This is a genomic window from Gelidibacter sediminis (assembly GCF_004364975.1).
GTDB lineage: Bacteria > Bacteroidota > Bacteroidia > Flavobacteriales > Flavobacteriaceae > Gelidibacter > Gelidibacter sediminis.
In genome coordinates, this window is record NZ_SOBW01000007.1 from 1,015,476 (window position 1) to 1,036,986 (window position 21,511).

The following is a 21,511-nucleotide window of genomic DNA, read 5'->3' on the forward strand; positions in this document are numbered from 1 at the left end:
TTTTTCATTCCCACAGAGGTGGAAATTTAAAGTAGATCCTGTCTTTCAACTTCGCTCAAGATTAATTGAGGCGGGTATCTCTTTTATTTTTATTATTTTATATACCACTAATTCACGAATCTTAATCAAATTCAATATCACTACTTTAAACAGCCGTGTATTCGTGGTTCACTTGGTGTTGCAACTGTTTTGTGATATCTATAATCTTTCCTTCCACTGCAGTCGCTGCCGCCATTAACGGACTCGCTAAAATAGTTCGAGCGCCCTGCCCTTGTCTGCCTTCAAAATTTCTGTTTGAAGTTGACACACAATATTCGCCTTGCGGAATTTTATCATCATTCATCGCCAAACACGCAGAACATCCGGGCTGACGCAATTCAAATCCTGCTTCATCAAAAATGGTTTTCAAGCCTTCTTCAATAATTTGTGCTTCCACCTGTTTACTTCCAGGAACTAACCAGGCCGTCACATTCGCTGCTTTTTGCTTGCCTTTAATATAATCAGCCGCTATCCTAAAATCTTCAATTCTTGAGTTGGTACAACTGCCTATAAACACATAATTTATCGGTTTGCCAATTAATGTTTCGCCTTTCTTAAAATTCATGTAGTCCAAGGCCTTCTCAAAAGATGCATCATTAGTTTCCGGAATGGATTCGGAAATTTTAATGCCCATTCCTGGATTGGTACCGTAGGTCAGCATCGGCTCAATATCTGCAGCATCAAAAAAGTATTCTTTATCAAATGTAGCATCAGCATCAGTTGACAATGTTTTCCAATAGGCTACTTTCTTATCAAATTCATCACCTTTAGGCGCAAATTCACGCCCTTTAACATACTCAAAAGTGGTTTCGTCAGGAGCAATCATGCCGCCACGAGCGCCCATTTCAATACTCATATTACAAACCGTCATTCGGCCTTCCATAGACATGTTTTCAAACACATCTCCTGCATATTCGCAAAAGTAGCCCGTACCTGAATTGGTGCCGATTTTGGAAATGATATAGAGAATGACATCCTTTGGCAACACTCCATTCTTCAACTTCCCATTGACGGTAACACGCAAACTCTTTGGTTTTGTAAGCAACAAACACTGGCTCGCAAAAACTTGCGCTACTTGACTCGTTCCAATCCCGAAGGCAATGGTTCCAAACGCACCGTGGGTTGAGGTATGACTGTCGCCACACACAATGGTCATGCCCGGTTGGGTAATGCCCAATTCTGGCGCCATAACGTGAACGATGCCGTTGTATTTATGCCCTAACTCATACAGGGTGATATTATTTTTCTTGCAATTTTCAGAAAGTTGCTCCAACTGTTTTCTGGACAATTCATCTTTAATTGGCAAATGCTGATTTAAAGTCGGCGTGTTATGATCGGCCGTTGCTACAATCTGGTCAGGCCTGAACACAGGAATATTGCGTTCTTCAAGTTCTTTAAACGCTTGCGGACTGGTCACTTCATGAATCAGGTGTTTATCTATATATAGAATTTGCGGCCCATCTTTAATGGTATCAACCACATGCGCATCCCAAACTTTATCAAATAAGGTTTTTCCCATCTTAAGCCGTAATTATTTGTTGATATACTTTACTTGTTTCGATAATCTGATGAATGTCTTGGTCATTGATTTCCTTTTTCTGATCGGCAAAATCCAAGAAATTAGCATACACGTCATCCAATTGCAACTTGGTCAATTCGTATCCTACATTTTTGGCTCTGTAAGCTAAAGCGGCACGACCACTACGTGCTGTCAACACAATTGCGGACTCGGTAACCCCAACATCTTTAGGGTCAATTATTTCATAGGTTGCTCTATTTTTAATCACACCGTCTTGGTGAATTCCGGAACTGTGTGCAAAAGCATTGGCGCCCACTATGGCTTTGTTAGGCTGCGTATAAATACCCATGCTTTCTGAAACCAACTGGCTGATGCCATACAAATGTGGCGTCTTAATATTCGTATCCAAATTAAGATACGGGTGTTGCTTCAATACCATCACCACTTCTTCAAGCGCGGTGTTTCCTGCACGTTCTCCAATACCGTTAATGGTACATTCAATCTGTCTGGCACCGTTTATCACACCCTCTATGGAATTGGCGGTTGCCAGTCCTAAATCATTATGACAGTGGCAAGACAGAATGGCCTTTTCAATGCCTTTAACGTTTTCTTTTAAATATTTAATTTTCGCACCATACTCACTTGGCAAGCAATAGCCCGTGGTGTCTGGAATATTCAATACGGTAGCGCCGGCTTTAATGGCCATTTCGCAAACACGTGCTAAAAACTCATTATCTGTACGTCCTGCATCTTCCGCATAAAACTCGACATCTTCTACAAAGGATTTCGCAAATTTAACAGCCTCAAAAGCCCGCTCTAAAATGGCACCCTGATTACTGTTGAATTTATATTTGATGTGTGATGCCGAAGTGCCAATACCCGTATGAATTCTCGGATATTTTGCATATTTTAAAGCTTCCGCAGCAACTTTGATATCATTTTCAACCGCTCGTGTCAATCCGCAAACTGTTGTATGTTTGATGAGTTTTGAAATTTCTTCTACTGATTTAAAATCGCCAGGACTCGACACTGGAAAGCCTGCTTCTATAACATCTACACCCAAATTTTCCAGCTGCTCTGCAATGACTAACTTTTGCTTGGTATTCAATTTACATCCAGGAACTTGCTCTCCGTCTCTCAGCGTGGTGTCAAAAATTTGAACATTATTATCAGACATTTGTTGTGTTTTATTTTTCTATTGACTAGCTAATTTATACTTTGGATTCAAATTCAAATTCTAAAGGATTGGACTTTTACGATGTTCAGTTGATTTTAATCATTATAACAATTTGATTAACAGCATTTTAAATGCGATTTTAACGTGATGACTAAAGAACAAAAAGATAATTTATTTCAGTTGGTGAAATCATTAACCAAGTCAGAAAAACGTCAGTTTAAACTGTATGTTGGTCGTTTAGGGGTGAATGCTGATTCTAAGTTTTTGAATCTTTTTAACTTTTTAGACAAAGCCTCAACCTATGACGAACCTTCGATTATAAAAACAGGAATCGTTAAAAAGCAACAGTTAGCAAATGTTAAAGCGCATTTGTATAAGCAGATTTTAATCAGTTTAAAACTGAATCCATCACATCAAAATATCCGTTCCCAAATTCGAGAACAATTGGATTTCGCTTCTATTTTATACCATAAGGGACTTTACAAACAAAGCTTACGAATTTTAGATAAAGCTAAAGAACTCGCCATTCAGCACGAAGAAAAAAACATGGCCTATGAAATTGTGGAGCTCGAAAAAATTATCGAATCGCAATACATCACCCGAAGCATTAGTACGCGTGCCGATGAGCTTACTATACAAGCCAAACAATTAAGTGAACTGAATGTCATTACCAGCAAACTTTCCAATTTATCCCTACAGTTATATAGCATCATTTTAAAATCAGGCTATGTTAAAAATGCTGAAGAAGGGCAAAAAGTCACCGCATATTTTCATGACCGACTTCCAAAATTTGAATTTTCTAAAATAGGGTTCAGAGAAAAATTATGGCTCTATAATTCGTATTTGTGGTATAGTTTTTTGCTTCAAGATTTTCTAAATTGTTATAAATATGCCTCGAAGTGGGTAGATTTATTTTACGAGAATCCACACATGATCAGTCTAAATCCCGTTTCGTTTTTAAAAGGAAACAATTATTTATTGGAAGCACTCTTCTTTATTAGAAAAAAACCAAAATTTTTAAAGAAGCTCCGCATTTTAGAAGAGCAAGTGGAGCAACCAGATTTTCCGAAAGATGAAAATGTAGAGGCACTAGTGTTTTTATATCTCAATTTTCATAGGATTAATCAGCACTTTATAGACGGTAGCTTTGAAGAAGGCCTTAACCTCATCCCTAGAATTGAAACAAAATTCAAGAAATTCAATAATCGTTTGGACGGGCATCATAAGATGATTTTTTACTACAAATTTGCGAGTCTACAATTTGGCGCTGGCAATAATAAAGCCTGTATCTTCTATTTAGACAAAATCATCTCTAACAAAACATTGTCTATGCGCGAAGATTTACAGTGTTTTGCACGCGTCTTAAATCTTGTAGCGCATTATGAAGCAGGATTGGATTACCATATGGAAAGTTTATTGCGAAGCACCTATAAATTTCTATTAAAGATTAATGATTTGTACGAGGTGCAAAAAGAAATGATAAAATTCATCAAAGGTTTACAGGATATTTATCCGCACGATTTAAAAAATGCATTTATAGAGCTTCATAAAACTTTAAAAACATATGAGGATCATCCTTATGAGCGTCGTGCTTTTTTATATCTCGATATTATTTCTTGGTTAGAAAGCAAGATTGAAAACAAACCCGTGGGCCAAGTTATCAGGGATAAATATAAGGCTGAGTTTGCCTAATCAGGCCATTCCAAATAAATGTCTATGTCAATACACAAAACACCCTTATTTCTCCTTGTTTTATGCTTTTCTATTAGTGCCACTGCCCAAGGTCTATTTAGAAAAAAAGATTCCATTGTTACCAAATCCTTATCCGAATCATGGGAACTTAATAAAAAGGATAGAACTGGAACATTCCGACTCAATTCTTACAAACCCTTTTACGTATTGCCTGCAAAATGGAGCAATCGGATTAATGAAATGCCACAAAGTGTAGGCGAACCGCCAGCCTTTGATGAGCCCGTGGACCTTCATTCTACAGAAACGAAATTTCAGATAAGTTTTAAAACGAAGTTGATTCAGTCCTTTTTATTCGGGAAGGGCGATATTTGGGTGGGTTATACTCAAGTTGCGTATTGGCAAGTGTATAATAAGCAGTTATCACGACCATTTAGGGAGCTCAATTATGAGCCTGAGCTGATCATCAATTATCCTCTCAATTTTAATTTTTTAGGATTTCAAGCGAAGATGGCGGGATTTGCGTTCAACCACCAATCTAACGGGAGAGCCGATCCTATTTCGCGTAGTTGGAATAGAATTATCTTCCATTTTGCGATGGAGCACGATAATTTTCAAATTTATTTAAAACCTTGGATTCGCGTTGATTCAGACGCAGAAATTGATGACAATCCAAAAATTAGTGATTATGTAGGACGCGCGGAGGCCAACGTTATTTATCGAAAAAATGGCCATAGTTTGAATCTGTTGTTACGAAATTCGCTCTCCTTTAATGACAATCATGGCAGTTTTCAGTTCAACTATATGTATCCTATCAGAAACAACCTGAGAGGCCATCTTCAGGTGTTTAGCGGTTATGGAGAAAACTTAATCGATTATAACCATTACCAAACCACAATCGGTTTAGGGATTTCATTTGTGGAGTGGTAGAAATTTTCTTCACAAACACTTCAAGATAGCAAAGATTGCATGCCCAGCTTAGATGATAATTTTTGACAGCTTCACCTCTCATTGGCATTTTTATTTTGTAGCCTTTTACATATCACTTACATTTAAGAATCTAATGCCTTCTTAATAAATAAAATCCTTGTGCTTTATATTGTTCAAGGATTTTAAAATGATGTAAAATGATACAAAAAACAACATCTATAATCTTCTTTTTGACCCTGCTTCTGTCTGGACAAGTTCTTATTGCCCAAACAAAAGTTCTTGAAAAACCCGAATTTTTAAAATACGAAAACAGCCAGTGGGTAGATTCCATTATGAAAAGCCTAAGTGTTGAAGAACGCATTGCGCAACTCATTATGGTGCCCGCTTATTCCAATAAAGGCGAGGAACACACACAAGCCATTTTAAAGCTCATAGCAGAACAGAACATTGGCGGACTCATCTTCTTTCAAGGCGATCCTGAAACTCAGGTAAAACTTATAAATACTTACCAAAACGCTTCAAAAACACCGTTATTAGGTGCTATGGATGCCGAATGGGGATTGGGAATGCGATTGGACAACACCATCAGTTATCCGTTTCAGATGGCTTTGGGCGCCATTCAGGATGATGGCCTTATTTACGAAATGGGCACTCAAGTAGCGCGGCAATTAAAACGCACAGGACTTCATGTCAATTTCGCCCCTGTGGTAGATGTGAACAACAACGCTAACAATCCGGTGATCAATTACCGTTCTTTTGGAGAAAACAAGCACAATGTCGCCCAAAAAGCAACGGCTTATATGCGCGGCATGCAAGATCAATTCGTATTGACCACCGCCAAACATTTTCCCGGACATGGCGATACGGACATTGATTCGCATTACGCTTTACCGCAAATCAATCATTCTCTAAAACGCTTGGATACGTTGGAATTATTTCCATTCAGGAAACTAATGGAAGCAGGACTTGGTGGGGTTATGGTAGCACATTTAAACATTCCTGCGCTCGATGCTTCCGGGGTGCCATCAACATTATCCAAAGCCATTGTTACAGATTTGCTCAAAGAAAAAATGGGTTTTGAAGGACTCATCGTGACGGATGCCATGACGATGAAAGCTGTTACTCAGGGCCATTCGCCAGGCATTGTGGATAGAGATGCTATTTTGGCCGGAAATGACGTTTTGGAATTTGCTGAAAGTGTGCCGGATGCGATTTTAGAGATTAAAAAAGCCATTCAAAAAGGGTTGATCTCCCAAGCAGAAATCGACCGAAAAGTCAGAAAAGTTTTGGCTGTAAAACAATGGGTAGGATTACACCAGTATCAACCTACCGCTTCTGAACATATCGTAGCTGAAATAAAAACACCTGAAGCCTTATTATTACATCGAAAACTGGTTGCTGCATCGCTTACAGTGCTTAAAAATGATGCTAATTTATTGCCTTTTCAAGACTTGGATAAAGTGAGCTTTGCGTCCGTTTCCATTGGCGCTGAGGCTGAAACTGGTTTTCAGAAGAGTCTAAAACTTTATACAAAAGTGGACGCTTATCAGTTGCCAATTGAAGCTACATCGGCAGACATTTCAGCGTTGCAAGAGAAGCTTAAAGCCTATGACCATGTGATTCTCGGGATTCATGACGAGAGTACACGCCCCGCTAATACGCTCAAGTTTTCGACTGAAGTACAAGCGTTTATCAGCGAATTTTCCCAGAAACATCAGAGTGTTGTAGCGTTTTTCAAGAATCCGTATGTGCTCGATAAATTAGAACATATTGAAAAGGCTAACGGACTTATAGTAGCGTATCAAGATTCGAAAGCGTCCCAAGAACTCACCGCACAACTTATTTTTGGTGGCATTAGCGCTTCTGGTAAATTACCGGTGAGCATTGGAACTAAATTTAAATATGGTGATGGATTAGACCTTGAAGGTGGCCTCCGCTTTAGTTATACGCTTCCTGAAGATGTTGGAATGGATTCTGAGATATTAATCGGCGGCATTGACTCGTTAATGCAACAGGCTATGGCTCTGAAAGCCATTCCTGGCGGACAGATTTTGGTGGCTAAAAATCAAAAAGTAGTCTTTCATAAAGCTTACGGTTTCCACACCTATAACGACACCATTACCGTAAAAAAGGAGGATTTATATGATTTAGCTTCCGTGACCAAAATTTCGTCGGCCATGGCGGCAGTCATGAAGTTATACGATGAACAAAAGTTTGATCTGGATGGCACTTTGGCGGAGCAGCTGCCGAGTTTTAAGAACAGTAATAAGGCCGATATTTCCTATCGTGATATTCTGACCCACCAGGCGCGTTTTCAATCGTGGATACCGTTTTACAAAAACCTGTACCGCAAAAACGGCAGTTATAAGTGGTGGACCATTAAAACAGATTCTTCCGCGCAATACCCCGTAAAAATTGCCAAAAACATGTTTTTGCATCGCAATTATGATGATAAAATCGTAAAAGCCATTCGGAAATCGCCGTTGCTTGAAACAAAACGTTATGTGTATTCTGATTTCTTTTTCATCTTAGCACCACGAGTAGTGGAAAGTATGGTGGACAACGATTTCTCCACGTATTTGCAACACAATTTCTACCAACCTTTGGGCGCGACAAGCATCACTTATAACCCATTAACTAAATATAGCCTAAAAGAGATTGTACCTACTGAAAATGACTTCTATTTCCGTCATATACCCATTCACGGGACAGTGCACGATGAAGGTGCCATTATGCTTGGTGGGGTTTCCGGGCATGCCGGACTATTTGCCAACGCCAATGATTTGGCAAAATTGATGCAGATGTACCTCAACATGGGCAGCTATGGTGGGAAACGCTATATTGAAGAAGAAACCCTGCGAAATTTTTCCAAAACCCAATTCCCAGATTCCGATAACAAACGCGCTTTAGGCTTTGATAAACGTCGCCCAAACAAAGAAGGCATCGTGAACAATACAGCAACAGATGCCAGCGAAAGCAGTTTTGGTCATACAGGTTTTACCGGAACGATGGTTTGGATGGATCCGGAGGAGGAGTTATTGTATATTTTTCTGTCCAACCGGGTGTCGCCTACCCGCGATAATGTCAGGTTGTATAATTTGAACACACGTACAGAAATTCAACAAGTGCTTTATAATGCCATAAAAGCAGGTGCTAAACAATAAGAGTAGGTGAAATTTTGATGGTATTGTGACGAAATAAGGTGTTTGGATATCTGTTTATTTTTTGAAGATTTGAAGATTTGAAGATTTGAAGTCAACAATTTTAATGTGAACATCCGCTTCTAAATCAACATAAATTTAATCCATATCCAGCGTTGGCAATTCCTCATAGTGGAGTGGTTCAGAAATTGCTTCAGTATTGCCCATATAGTCTTTCCCTCTTAATTTAGCCACGGTATAAGCGTCCAACGCATCATTTGGATAGGCTTTAATGAGGTCTTCTAGCGTCGATTTATCCAAAGGATCATCATAACCAATCAGCCATTTATCGGCTAAGGCATCCGGTAAAATAACAGGCATGCGCGGCTCCTTTAGTTTAGGATTGTTATGAATCTTTGACAGTATGGTGTTGGCTGTAGTCGTCACTATTGAAAAGGTATTCAGCTTGCCGCCATGTTCAGGATTAGTCCACTCACTATATAATCCCGCAAAAATCATGGGTTCTTTATCCTTTCGGAAGATGAAATACGGATATGTTTTTTTATTGAAATGACGGTGTTCATAAAACCCATCGGCATAGATTAAACAGCGGCTGTTTTTTGCGGATTCTCTAAAAGACGGTTTTTTAAAAATGGTTTCCTCGCGGGCATTCAAGGTGGTATTCCAAGTCTTTTTTAATTGCTCTGCGTCATTCACCCAATGCGGCACCAATCCCCAGGTAGCAACCTCAGGATAGTCTGGAGAGCGGTCCGTGTAGATTAAAACTTCAGGATGTGTAAAGCCAGAAGCGTGAAATAAGGGCAAATCCGTCAACGGAATTAGTTTTTCCATGATTTCATCCACCGCAGAGGCATCGCCTCGCCTAGCGGCTCTTTTCAATTGTGATTCTAAAGATATTTTAACGTCGTAGCACATAAAAATTATTCTGAGTATTTACAATCCATAACCAAATGACAAGCCATAGTTAAGGGCTGTAGTTTTGCCAACATCAAAATTAACCACGGGACCAAACGATAGTTTATTCACATGAAAATCATAACCAGTGCCTATCCGGAAATAAAGATCAGTGGCCTTTTTATGCTCATGTCCATTACTATTGTGTGCTGCGGTAAAGGCAACCAAAGGTGACGCAATTAATTTCAGACCTTTATAAGGATGTACGAATACCGGAATCCCCACCAAAACCTCATTCGCATCACCTAAAATCAATTCTGAGAGAAGTCCTAACCCAATTACTTCCGAAATGCGATATTCATAATCTAACCCCACCGTATAGGCGGTAGATTTATGCGTGAAATTGGTTGTAGCCCCATTAAATACAGCAAGATGATGTGTGCCAGCATGAGAATGATGATCGCTATTGGTTTGCACAACCGTTTGCTGTGCAGAGCTACCTATATTGCCCAAAAAAAGGCTCAGCAGTAGGAGGATTAGATTTTTCATGTATTCTCAAATTTAAAGGCCTAGAAGAATTGGGTGAGTTCGCAGGTCGCACAAAGATTAAATCATAGTAAGTGTCGAAATGAAAATTCTACACCTAAGATAATGAAATTACGCTTTTTAGAATTCTGATATTTAAATTATTTTGGACTTGGAATCTTCTATTCCTCAACCTTACATCATTAAACTTAGCCACACTTAATCCTGCGTAACCAATGTTTTATTGGGTGGTTTTCAAGCTAAAGGATTTAAATAAATGACTCAGAAGGCATGTAAAATATGAGACTTTAGGGAGTTAATGTTATAGTCCTGATACTGTGAATTATTTGGATTTGTGAGCTAATAAGCGAGGATAGACAAAGTAATAGCCTGTAAACAGGTTATAAGTTTCATTTACCATTCATCTTTCATGTCTTGATTTTTTAAATAAGACAAAAGACTTAGGTCAATTTGGCTTAATTTGTCAACTATTTGCGGAATGATTTTCTTACCATAATTCTGTTGGGATTCATAATCCTTTCGAAATTTATCATCGTTGTTTATTCTTTTAATCGCAGCCTTTTTACCCATTCCGTCATATTCTTCCATAGCTTTTAGGCTAAAAGTTTTATATTCGTCATAGCTCATAAAATAGACAGAAAGTGCGCGCGTTGCGTCAATTCCATCGAACAACAAATCCGAAATATCAATTTTATATTTTCCATCCTTAAATTTTAAATCCAGAGTGTATTCCACTTTTCGCTCAGAATATAAGGTTGCTCCAAAAGCACTAAAGTCGGCTCCAACATCAAATGCTCCTTTTATCAAAATATTATCTTCGTTGTTTATTCTAGTAACATACTTAGAGTTATTATAATTCTTTGCAACCCAACGATTTGTTTTTTCTTGTAATTCATTTTTGTCTAGTTCGATTTCTTGAACTCTATCAACATAGATTTTTGCATTTATTGAATCGACCACAACTTGTGCGTTCCCAATAAATCCAATTAAAATAAATGTCAGAATCGTTGTTACTTTCATAGGTACTTTTTATTAGTGTTCGATATATTTGTAATGACTGTTTTCGTTCTTTAAACACTTCATTTAGTAAATACATACAAACTGAATAGATAATCCGCGAGTCACGATATCCATTGGGATTCTTAAGTAGGCTTACCTAGCAATTGATTATATGCGGTGTTAAATTGTTGTTTTAGAATTCGTTCAATTTATCAATTTCTTGTTGATAATTATACCAATCTAAATCTGATTGTTCTTCTTCTGTTTTGATTTCTTTTGAGATTTCAATGTTTTCAAAAACATCCAAAGTCAGTTGATTTTTTTTATAATAACTAACATTATTTAACCCTTCAATTCTTGTCTTAATACCTTGCTCATCATAATGTACATATCCGATACCTTCAATAAACTCTACTTCTTTTACTCCATTTGGAAACCATCTTTCGTAACTTCTATTTTCTTTCAAAGTACTTATTTTGGATTCTTTATTTCCATTTTCGTAGTAAGTAGTTCGAATATATTCATTGTGAGAATCTTTGAGTTCTTCCTTAACACTTAAATTCCCATTTTCATACCATTCACAAGTTATTTTGAAAGGTTTTCCTTTCTTAGTTTTTTTAAAATATTTTTTATTTCCAGAAGGATAATATGAAGTAAGCGTTATAGTATTATTATTTCTTTCAACTGACATTCGTAATACTCCATTTATATTGCTTTTTAAATTGAACTTTAGGGATTTCTCAAATTCTTTATCAAAATTGAGATTGAATTGTTCATCTATTATGTCGTATTGAGCAAAAGGTATTTTATCGGAAACATATAATTTTTCGAAGAACTGCTTTGAATAAATCCAATTTGAATAAACCGGGAAATTATTTTCGCGTATTGCTTTAAATAATTCTATTTGTCGTTTATTAATCCCGTCTGAAAAAAATTCATCAAGTGTTTCTTCACATTTGAAACTTCCATTTTTATTATAAGTGTAAATTTTTTGTTCTTTATTAGGTGTATTTAAATAATTGAATTGCGAAAGTGTTGGAATTTCTTGAAATTTTTGTTGAGCAATAAAATCTAATTTATTTAACTCAAATTTTGGTTGATAGGCTTTAGGATAAAAAATAGAATCTTTAAGTCTCCATTTTCCTCCAGGATTTAAATTAGATAAAATTCCTTCATTTAAAACTTGTCTTCCTAATTTGTAAATAATTATTCTCTCAAGTTCAAATGCAGTATCTTCATCAAGATTTGGAAATAAAATTTCAATTTTCACCTCTAAATTAGAGTCTTTAATTTTTTGAATTCTTTCTAGTTTTGAGAAATTTAAGTCATTTTTTGTAGGTTTTAAATGAGATAAATACCTTTTACCTTTACCCTTACCAATGTAAAAATATTGATCATTTCTGGGATCGATTAATCCGTAAACGTAATATTCATTTTTGTTCAAAGGGTTCTTCACAATTATTTATACCAGTTTTGTTTATAAGCTGTGACGTGATTAGTCACGGAGAGAACCGCAAATTGACATTTCACATTTTAAAATCCGCAGGAATTTCCAAAGTAGGCGAGAACTAGCCATAGCTTATACATATTGTTAGGCACAATTATTTTAAAATCCATAGTATTTTCCAATAGCTTCTGCTAATAAACTTCCAGCTGTTCCAATTCCAACTTTCCAAGAACCATCCAATGCTTTTCCGAGCATTTTAGTTGTCCAAGCATTAACTTTTGTACCAAATATTTTTGTTTTTTGATTAGGTTCTTCTGTATCTATTATTTCTGCTAAATCATCAGTATCTTCAGAATTTAGACCAAGGTTTTGCAGATGCTTTATTAATTCTTCTTTATTTCCTTTCGTAATTTTAATTTTAGCTTCAATTTTAGCTTTATTTCCTGTATTTACAACGTTTCCATCTCCACTCGTATTTATAATCGTTTGACTCATAATCGTATTTATTTCGTCTTTTTTTGTTTTCAATTCAGTAATATCAGTTATATTCCCATATTCTTCATCGATTTTTAGCATAAAGTCTAATAAGCGATTTCTTACAACAGATATGATTTCAGTGATAGTTCCGGCAGCAATTTTTTTTCTAGTATTAATTAGATGTAGATAAGGATTTCCTAATTTTTGCCAATTATAACCAATTACTCCAGTTAATTCCGCACGTAGAGGCATTTCTAAGACTCCAGAAGTGCAATTTTTATATAAATTTTCTAAACCAGAAATACTTTGATAGAATTCAACAGATCGAACCGAATCCTCTAAACTTTCTGGAAGTCCGTCAGTTGGTATTGGTTGGTTATTGTACTGTGTATAACCAACTGTATAAGTTCCGATTAATTGACACCGATAAATTCGATGCTTAGGTAAAGTATCTTTTAAACTATAACCTTCTAATTCATTACTAACCCAATCAAGCAGTTGAGCATTTTGAGTTCTAGATGCTAACACTTTGGTTTTGAGTAAAGGAGAACTAATTGATTTCTCAGTATCAATTAATTCATTTATTATGTCTGCTATGAGTTTCATATAATTTTGATCTTTACTTAATACGTTAGCTTTAAGTGATTAATTTTTTTTCCGAAATAGGTGGAATTGTGCCAACACATATATAACACCCTTTTGAGATACACATATTTCCCACCAAGATAGTAAAATCCCCCACTTAAAACATTTTAAATTTTATTTAAAGTACTCTCCTACTTACGCTTAAGTTAAAGCCTTGGTATATCACGAGTTTTTCAATTGAAAGAACCAAATTTTAAAATCTGAGAATTAATTAACAGACCTCTTCTGTAGAAAGAATTTGAAAGTTGGCTTTTCTAGAAAGTGCTAATAATACTGTAATGAAGGTCATTACCTTAAACAAAAAAGCCATTCATTTTCGTGAAAGGCTTTTTTGTTATTGTGGAGTTTCCCACTGTACTTTAGTTTCTCCAATTTTGAAGACGGTCGCGATATAAATGACCTTCTACAAATTTTCGGTGGTCGCTGCTGGTCATTTTTTCCAATACATACAATGCGGAAATATAGCTCGCCTATTTTTGTCATGGCACTGTGATTTCGTAAGGTTTTTCCGGAAATCCATATAGCGTTAATTTTTCCTTACTAATTTCACGAATAGGGATTAAAGTTTCTCTTACTCCATTATTATAAATTGCCCCGAAATACGTTCCGTCAAGGTTTTCAAGACTTAATTTCCGACCTTCTCTACGCATTCGTTTGTTAACTTCCTGAATAGCTGAACTATCTAAATCCTTATTAAAAACAAAGTTTATATGTTCATTATTCCATTGTACGTTAAATTCCAATTTCTCAATGTCCATCTTGGATAAATCAGTTTTAGTAGGTTCAATGCGTTCATAGTCCACCTCAAAAATTTTGTCTACAGTAATTGACTCCGTTTCGCTTATTACTTTATGTTCCTTTCCATTGCGAAAAAACCTAATCCGATTTGCGTTTACAAGTTCAAATCTTGTGTCAGCTATATTTTCAACCCAAATTTCGTTTTTCGATAAAACTCCATTATGCGATTCATTCCGAACTCCAAAGTGAAGAACTTTATTGTCATAAAATTCAATTAATTCAGGTTCGGAATAATCGTCTCCTGTTTTAATCATTAACCAAGTACCTTTAAATTCTTTCAAGTTATTTGTCGTTTTTTGAATGTTCGTGGATTGTAGCAAATAAAAATAGACTTTGGACTCCCGATAGCTGTTAGGAGCAGGATTTTACTAGCGAGGAAGGACAAAGCCATGGCTTAATTACGGTGTTGGCAACATTTATTTACTTTCTATGCAACACCATTTACTCTAAAATCCACAAAACATTTTTTATCAATGATATAATTTATATTCCAATATCGACTTCCTCCATCAAAAATCACTTGCCATTCTGATTTCCAAGTGCCATCTGGTTTTGTCCAGCCTCGAATAGATTCCCAAAGACTGTAGCCATTCCAAATAAAATTGATGTGTATTACTTTTTGTCCATATTGGTCTATAAATCCGATGTATTGTCGGTCGTATTTTTTCAGTTTTCTATGAATAATCGGTCCGTAACCTTTTCCTTGATTGGGCTTATTCTTATTAATTTTCTTTATATCATTCTGTAATTGTTTTTCCAATTCCAAAATTTCCTTTTTTGTAGGTGTAAACCGTTTTTCAATCGAAGGATTTTCAGAATATGGAATCTCATAAGAATTGGAAAATATTGCTCCTTCAAACTTTCGGTTTTCAATCAACTCAATTTCTTGAGAAAAAGTGAAGCCAAAGTTTAAAATTAATATTATTAGAAGCAGTTTTTTCATAATTAATGCCTAAGGTTGGGTATTTCTGTTGGCGGGGACTTTTTATAACAAGTCTTAGTAAATATAACAAATTGAACAATTAGTAAAATTCTTTATGATAGGAACTTCCGCCCCACTAATAGAAATACCTTGTTATACGACGTTTTTTATCCTTTTGTTTAGTATTTCTAAAAGTTCCTGCTGTTTAATATTAATAAAATCTGTTTGAATAGCGTATTGGGAATTTGCTAATGGTTTACTTATTCTTCTAATAAATTTGTGCAGCCACATATTTGTATAATTCTCTGTAGGTTTATATAATTCAATAAATATTTGCCTGTTTGTAGCAATTCCTCGGTTGTAAGTGTTAACGATAAAAAAAGACTTTACATTCTTAATTTCTACAGTTTTAGATGAAGTCAGAACGCTATGAATAATTATTTGGTTATTTGTTATCGTTAGAAGTGGTTTTGTTCTTGTCAATAATAAAATTGATAAAATAATTCCAAAAGCAAATAATAAAAAGGATAAAATTAAAAGCACCGTTTTAAATGGCTTTTCTTGAAAGTTAATTAGTTTGTCTTCAAGAAATATTCCGGCGATAACAATTAAGGAAGAAATTACAAGGAGTAAAAATGAAGATGATTTTTTAGAGTAAAAGTTTAATTCTTTCAATTTTATTTCAATAATTTTTATCGGATCTTTTAATATTAACGGATTGTCTGAAATGGCGTATATCGTGTTGGTATATGAGCTATGGCGTGTGTTGATTGTTTACGAGCTAATTTTTACAAATTTCGCCTATTAATTTTGTCAGAAATAAGTCGCATTGTATAAATGCGGAGGTTTTACAAATACAGTAAACTTGAAAAAATCCCGCCTTGCTTATATACTATTGTACATCCTTTTATTCGCGATAATTTTCAATATAATGATTAAAATAATGAGATAGATTTTCTTCTGAAATATTTGAAAATAAATCTTCGTAAACTTTGTGGTTACTTATTAAATTTATGTAATGCCATTTATGCCTATATTTTTTAACCAAACTTGTAGACCAATGAATTGACTCATTTAAACTAATTTCATCCCAATCCCATAAGTCCTCATATTTTTCAATTAGGTGATTTGACCAAGGTAACCCTTTGTTACTTGAAAGACCAGAATATACATGTTGAAAACCCCAAGTCCAGATATTTTTATACCTATCAATTAACTGTTCTGACCAACAAAGACCTTCATTTTCTGACAATGATTCCCAATTCCATTTATGATAATATTTTTCAATCAATTGTTCAGTCCACGGAAGTTTTTCATTCCGAGATAATGAGCCATTGGAAGGGTCGTTCCAAATTAAATAATCTTTTAGATTTTCTATTAACGAATCGCTCCAAGGTATAGATGAATTCATTGAAATTCCTGACCAATCTAATCTGCCTTTGTGTTTTTCTAATAAATCTGGTGTCCAAATAACGCTTGTATTCCAAGAGAGACTTGACCAGGAAATCTTTTCTCCAAAAATATTGACGAAATCAGAAGTTATTTTGAGATCCGATATATTTGGTATTGTTGACAAGTATCCTTCATTAATATATTTTTCCGCTAATTCTATAGTCCAATTTATGTGAGGATTATTTGGAAGAACACTCCACCATATTTCTTTTTTATATTTTTCTAATAAATTATCATCGAAGGGAAAAGATTCTTGAGATAGAAATTGCCAATCTAATTTCGTTTTATATTTCTCGAGCAATTTTTCATTCCATTCGACATTGGAATTCATAGATAAATATTCAAAATCTATATATTCTTCAAATTTTTTTATTGACTCGTCATTCCACGAAATAGCATTATTTGCTGATAAACCAGCCCAATTAAATTTATTTTTATTTTCCCATATAAACTTCAAATTCCAATTAATTTTTTCATTATTAGATATTCCAAACTCGGGATAATCCGCACCGAACCAATCTAAATAGTTTGAATATTTATTTATGAAATCTTCAGACATTGGATAAAAAGCTGATATTGACTCTAAAAAAAATCTTTTATTTAATATAATTAATTCTTTCATTTAGGATTTAAAAAAACGATGGACAATGTTTAGTATTAAAGAAGTAGAGCTGTAAATAAACAACTACCTCTCGGGTTATACTCAAGATAAATCTTTTGTATTTTGTTTTAAATTATTTTTCTATAAGCCAAATCAAAAAATTTGGCGACGTTGCAAATAAGCCTGAAACATTGGGTTTAGCACTGACTTGCCCTATATTTTTTTATACATTGTTATAGACAGTGTTTAACAGCTGTGATATTGACAAATTAATTTGACCTTTAGCCATTAAACTATCGAACATATAACTTCTGTCTTGTCTTCCAAAGTTTGCTTTATTTAAAGTATATTTTCTATCCACATAAAATAGGTTAATAATGTCTTTTTTCTCAAATATCCATTTTGTTTTTAGAGCGTTCTTAGTTTCTTCATTTTCAATTTTAATAAAATCATTTTTCGCAAGATAATTAAGCAAATAATTTTCTAGTTTATCTTCTTTCGAAAACTCAGTAATTTTCTCTACTTGGGTAAAACCAAAGGGTGTTGGAAAAATTTTAAGTTCCACTCTTTCATCAGATACGACCATCTCGTGTCCAAAATATTCATTTGAATTTTGATTTGAAATAATTCTTTTTAAACAAACTATAAATGCCTCAATTAGAGTTTTTTGAATATAAAAATTATAAAAATATTTACGGTCTTTTAATAAATTAGAAGAAACGTTCAATGCTTTGTCATTTTTCATAACAAAATTAGCTATTGAATCAGTAAAACCCTGACCATAATCAAGAGCATCGGCATATTTACTTCGAATTTCTTGAATTTCTGTAACTGATAATTTTTTTAGAGGATCTATAGTAATTTCATAATTATCTTTTAAAATAACTGCTATAACCTCTCTGAATCTATTGAATATATTTTTTTTGAAATTTTCGTCGTAACTAATGCTTTTGAATTCTCTGTTGAATATTACTTTGTAAATAAAATATAAGTACATTTCAGCGTGACAACTGAAAAGACATTCATTTAAAGAATCTTTAATTAAATCTAATTCTATTTCAGTTGCACTTTTATTGCTAACTAATTGGTTTATCAAACTGTTATGAAAATAGCCATATTTTTTGTCAAGATAGTCAAATTGTATTTTTCTTATTTTAAAATCTTCTAAGTCTAAAGAAAAAATTTCGGTCGGATATTCTATTAAATTTTTCGCAAAATGCGAATCTTTTTTAAAAATTATAGCATAAGTTTTGTTAGGGTTAAATGAGTTATTATTAATTATTGAAATAACGACAGTCAACGTATCTACATTATTTATTTCATTCTCTATTATTTCAATTGGTTTGTATTTTAATATCATAATTTTATATTTTTTGCATTGTGTATAACGTGTTGGTATATGAGCTGTGGCGAGTGACGGCACGAACCTCTCTAAATAAAAACTGGCTTTGGAAAATCCGCTCCCGATAGCTATCGGGATTCCAAGTAAGGACTAACCAAGCCATAGGCTATACACGACTTTACCTGCTGGCTTTTTCACTTACTATTTTTTCAATTTCTATAATGGATAAGTTTATGCCTAAAACAATTTCATTCTCGTCAATCAGATAATTAAATGGTATTCCTTGAATTCCAAGTTCATTATATACCTGCTTGTCAAAGTCAATTAAATTAGTCCAAGTCAGATTATCTTTAGCTATAGCTTGAATCCAATTCTTTTTATTATCATCAATTGAAACGCTTACAATATCAAAATTATCTTTCTCAAACTTCTTTTTAAGTCTTATCAAGTCAGGATGTTTTATTCTGCAAGGTCTACACCAAGAAGCCCAAAAGTCAACCAAAGTTGTTTTGCCTAAAAACGATGTTGTGTCATCATTTTTGCCTTTACTGTTTGGTAGAGTAAATTTTAAAAACGGTTTATTTATTCCATATTCATCAAGGTTTGCGATTCCCATTTTAAACATTTCTAAATCCTCTTTATTTTGTTGGGTTGTGTCAATCTTAGCATAAATTTCAATGAGTTCACTCTTTGTTAAAACAGGCTCTATTAATGCATTTTCTGCCAAAATTGTTCCACTTAATGGATGGTTTTTGTTCTCCTCAATAAATGATTTAAGTTTCTCATAAAGTAAAGATTTAAAATTTTCTTTATTCTGATTGGCTTGATAAAACTCTTTATACTCGTTCTGAATTCTAGCAGAGTAAGAGCCTTTAATATCATTTATTTTCAGAACATTATATTTTATTTCGTTCTGAATTTGTGTTTTAAAATCGGCTTGAATTAAAATATCGCTATTTTCAATATAAATGTCAGCACTTGTATAATATCCTTGTAAATTTAAACTTCCTGGAATTGGTGTTTTAACCATCCCATTAAATTCAAAACTGTTATTTAAGACTTTTGTGCTGTCTTTTACATTTCCATAATTCAAATATATATAGTCTGAATAATCACCATTTATTGTTCCTTTTAGACTGAAAGATTCTTTTTCTGCTGTTTCTTTTTTCGGGTTTTCTTTACAGCCTATAAGAATGCAGATGATTAGAATCGTAAAAATGTTTTTCATAAGTTGGTTTTTTCAGCTTGGAGGTTACGTTGATGTGTATGATTAGTTGCGTGTTAAAGCCCATAATTTAGTAAACAAAAACTTGCCAGAGAAAATTCCGAAGGAATTTTCTAGATAAGCACTAGCCATTGCTTATACACATTGTCGTAATTTGTTTTTTTATTAATTACTGTCTTTAAATGTTTTTAATAAAATTAATCCGTCAATTTGAGTAAGGATAAAACTTTGATTTCCACTACTGGAATAGCCTCAAACTTGTTGATAACAATGTCTTTTATCATTAAATAAAAATCAATTTTTTTATCTCTGCTCAATAAATCAAAATTATTTTTTTCCCTGTTAATTTTGTCATTGTTAAATCTATTAAGAAGTTTTCTTTTTGAAGTTATGTTGAGTTTGCCAATTTTATTCAAATCAATATAAAAAGAGTTTTTGTCTGGATTTTTTATGAAGTTTATGAATTTTAACTCTTCACAAATTAAATAAGAACCCTTTTGCCAGTTTTCCTCTATAATATTAGAATTACATTGAATTTCATTTTGATTAAATACAATGTATATTTTTTCTGATGGTCTTGGTAAAAAAATTAAAACCATAATAATTATCAAAAATGCAGATATAATTAAGTATTTATAGTTTCTCATTTTTAATAATTTAAAATCAACTTTGGAATTCTGATTTTTTTGTTTTTTAGAAATGAATTACAACGTGTGGGTATATGAGCTGTGGCGTATGTCTGCACGAACCTCTCTAAATAAAAACTGGCTTTAATAAATCCGCTCCCGACAGCTATCGGGATTCCAAGTGGGGACAGACCAAAACATGGCTTAATTACGGTGTTGGCAAACGTTTTTCTTTTAAAGTTCTAATATTCCGGAAATCAATGTCTTGTATTCTTGAATATTTCTCTCATATTTTTTCTGTATTCTAATCCACAATATAATTCCAACAGCTAAAATTAGAATTCCAATTAAATACAGATAAACACTGCTGGTTTCTCCTAAAATTACAGCAATAAGAACACCCAGTCCCATAATAATATCCGTAAATATTACTGATTTCCATAAAAAATGTTGATTGAAAGAAATTTCAATATCAGTCTCGTTTTCAATATCTGTTTTTGATAATTTTCCATTTACAACAATGCTGTTTATATAGAACAAGTACCACGCATATAGAATCCGTTTACGCATTTTAAATGTTATTGATTTATTTTTATCATGGTTCATATTAAATACTAATCCGTTAACAGATTTAAGTGAGGATTCTATTTTTTTACTAATCTCTTTAGGATTATTTTTTATTGTAAAATTCCATTTTTTCATATTATCGCTTTTAATGTTTGGTAACACGTATATATCAGCAGTTAGCTATATATATATTATCCCACCAAGATAGTAAAATACCTCAAGAGGAAAATTTTAAAATTTATATACTGTAATGTTTATGAAAGTGCTCATAACGCTGTAATGAAGTCAATTGCGCTATAAAACAAAAAATCCAACCTAAATAAATAAGTTGGATTCTGTACGTTGTGGTCCCACCTGGGCTCGAACCAGGGACCACCTGATTATGAGTCAGGTGCTCTAACCAACTGAGCTATAGGACCGGTTAAGAGGATGCAATATTACTACTAATTTTAAAA

18 protein-coding genes and 1 tRNA gene are annotated in these 21,511 nt (G+C 33.9%); 3 read left to right on the forward strand and 16 right to left on the reverse strand.

Translation table 11 applies throughout. The annotated features are described in order from the left end of the window. Positions 1 to 145: 145 nt before the first annotated feature. Entirely contained in the window at positions 146 to 1,558 is a 1,413-nt protein-coding gene (gene leuC / locus BXY82_RS04310; protein WP_133756935.1) for a 3-isopropylmalate dehydratase large subunit, read from the reverse strand. A gap of 1 nt (position 1,559) precedes the next feature. Then, positions 1,560 to 2,735 carry a 2-isopropylmalate synthase gene (locus BXY82_RS04315; protein WP_133756936.1) on the reverse strand — a complete coding sequence of 392 codons (1,176 nt, stop codon included), beginning with the start codon at positions 2,733 to 2,735 and terminating at the stop codon, positions 1,560 to 1,562. Between the two features lie 147 nt (positions 2,736 to 2,882). On the opposite strand from BXY82_RS04315, the gene BXY82_RS04320 reads away from it, so the two are divergent. The 3 genes from BXY82_RS04320 (at position 2,883) to BXY82_RS04330 (ending at position 8,518) form a co-directional block, all read left to right on the forward strand. After that, complete coding sequence (locus BXY82_RS04320) at positions 2,883 to 4,427, forward strand: hypothetical protein (RefSeq protein ID WP_133756937.1); 1,545 nt, start codon at positions 2,883 to 2,885, stop codon at positions 4,425 to 4,427. A gap of 24 nt (positions 4,428 to 4,451) precedes the next feature. Then, positions 4,452 to 5,354, forward strand: a complete 903-nt coding sequence (locus BXY82_RS04325) for a phospholipase A (protein ID WP_133756938.1) — start codon at positions 4,452 to 4,454, stop codon at positions 5,352 to 5,354. 197 nt (positions 5,355 to 5,551) lie between these two features. Continuing rightward, complete coding sequence (locus tag BXY82_RS04330) at positions 5,552 to 8,518, forward strand: glycoside hydrolase family 3 N-terminal domain-containing protein (protein ID WP_133756939.1); 2,967 nt, start codon at positions 5,552 to 5,554, stop codon at positions 8,516 to 8,518. A 135-nt stretch (positions 8,519 to 8,653) separates the two neighbouring features. Here BXY82_RS04330 and BXY82_RS04335 read toward each other — a convergent pair whose 3' ends face one another. The 14 genes from BXY82_RS04335 to BXY82_RS04405 form a co-directional block, all read right to left on the reverse strand. Continuing rightward, positions 8,654 to 9,430, reverse strand: coding sequence for an SOS response-associated peptidase (locus BXY82_RS04335; RefSeq protein ID WP_133756940.1), 777 nt, complete (start codon positions 9,428 to 9,430; stop codon positions 8,654 to 8,656). Between the two features lie 18 nt (positions 9,431 to 9,448). After that, positions 9,449 to 9,958 carry a hypothetical protein gene (locus BXY82_RS04340; protein WP_133756941.1) on the reverse strand — a complete coding sequence of 170 codons (510 nt, stop codon included), beginning with the start codon at positions 9,956 to 9,958 and terminating at the stop codon, positions 9,449 to 9,451. 390 nt (positions 9,959 to 10,348) lie between these two features. After that, positions 10,349 to 10,975, reverse strand: coding sequence for a DUF4468 domain-containing protein (locus BXY82_RS04345; RefSeq protein ID WP_133756942.1), 627 nt, complete (start codon positions 10,973 to 10,975; stop codon positions 10,349 to 10,351). 172 nt (positions 10,976 to 11,147) lie between these two features. After that, positions 11,148 to 12,410, reverse strand: coding sequence for an LEM-3-like GIY-YIG domain-containing protein (locus BXY82_RS04350; protein ID WP_133756943.1), 1,263 nt, complete (start codon positions 12,408 to 12,410; stop codon positions 11,148 to 11,150). Between the two features lie 150 nt (positions 12,411 to 12,560). Continuing rightward, positions 12,561 to 13,484, reverse strand: coding sequence for an AbiTii domain-containing protein (locus tag BXY82_RS04355; RefSeq protein WP_133756944.1), 924 nt, complete (start codon positions 13,482 to 13,484; stop codon positions 12,561 to 12,563). Positions 13,485 to 14,002: 518 nt separating this feature from the next. Then, a complete protein-coding gene (locus BXY82_RS04365; protein WP_133756945.1) occupies positions 14,003 to 14,602 on the reverse strand; it encodes a hypothetical protein in 600 nt (199 codons plus the stop codon). 146 nt (positions 14,603 to 14,748) lie between these two features. Beyond that, a complete protein-coding gene (locus tag BXY82_RS04370; RefSeq protein WP_133756946.1) occupies positions 14,749 to 15,264 on the reverse strand; it encodes a hypothetical protein in 516 nt (171 codons plus the stop codon). Positions 15,265 to 15,396: 132 nt separating this feature from the next. After that, complete coding sequence (locus BXY82_RS04375; RefSeq protein WP_133756947.1) at positions 15,397 to 15,918, reverse strand: STM3941 family protein; 522 nt, start codon at positions 15,916 to 15,918, stop codon at positions 15,397 to 15,399. Between the two features lie 232 nt (positions 15,919 to 16,150). Beyond that, entirely contained in the window at positions 16,151 to 17,317 is a 1,167-nt protein-coding gene (locus tag BXY82_RS04380) for a hypothetical protein (RefSeq protein WP_133756948.1), read from the reverse strand. A 202-nt stretch (positions 17,318 to 17,519) separates the two neighbouring features. Beyond that, the gene (locus BXY82_RS04385) at positions 17,520 to 18,656 is read right to left on the reverse strand and encodes a hypothetical protein (protein ID WP_133756949.1); all 1,137 of its coding nucleotides are present in this window, start codon (positions 18,654 to 18,656) and stop codon (positions 17,520 to 17,522) included. A 160-nt stretch (positions 18,657 to 18,816) separates the two neighbouring features. Then, positions 18,817 to 19,866, reverse strand: a complete 1,050-nt coding sequence (locus BXY82_RS04390) for a TlpA disulfide reductase family protein (protein WP_133756950.1) — start codon at positions 19,864 to 19,866, stop codon at positions 18,817 to 18,819. Positions 19,867 to 20,060: 194 nt separating this feature from the next. Further along, the gene (locus BXY82_RS04395) at positions 20,061 to 20,510 is read right to left on the reverse strand and encodes a hypothetical protein (protein WP_133756951.1); all 450 of its coding nucleotides are present in this window, start codon (positions 20,508 to 20,510) and stop codon (positions 20,061 to 20,063) included. Between the two features lie 213 nt (positions 20,511 to 20,723). Then, positions 20,724 to 21,191, reverse strand: a complete 468-nt coding sequence (locus BXY82_RS04400; RefSeq protein ID WP_133756952.1) for a DUF423 domain-containing protein — start codon at positions 21,189 to 21,191, stop codon at positions 20,724 to 20,726. Between the two features lie 210 nt (positions 21,192 to 21,401). Next, positions 21,402 to 21,475: transfer RNA gene (locus BXY82_RS04405), tRNA-Ile, on the reverse strand. Positions 21,476 to 21,511 lie beyond the last annotated feature (36 nt).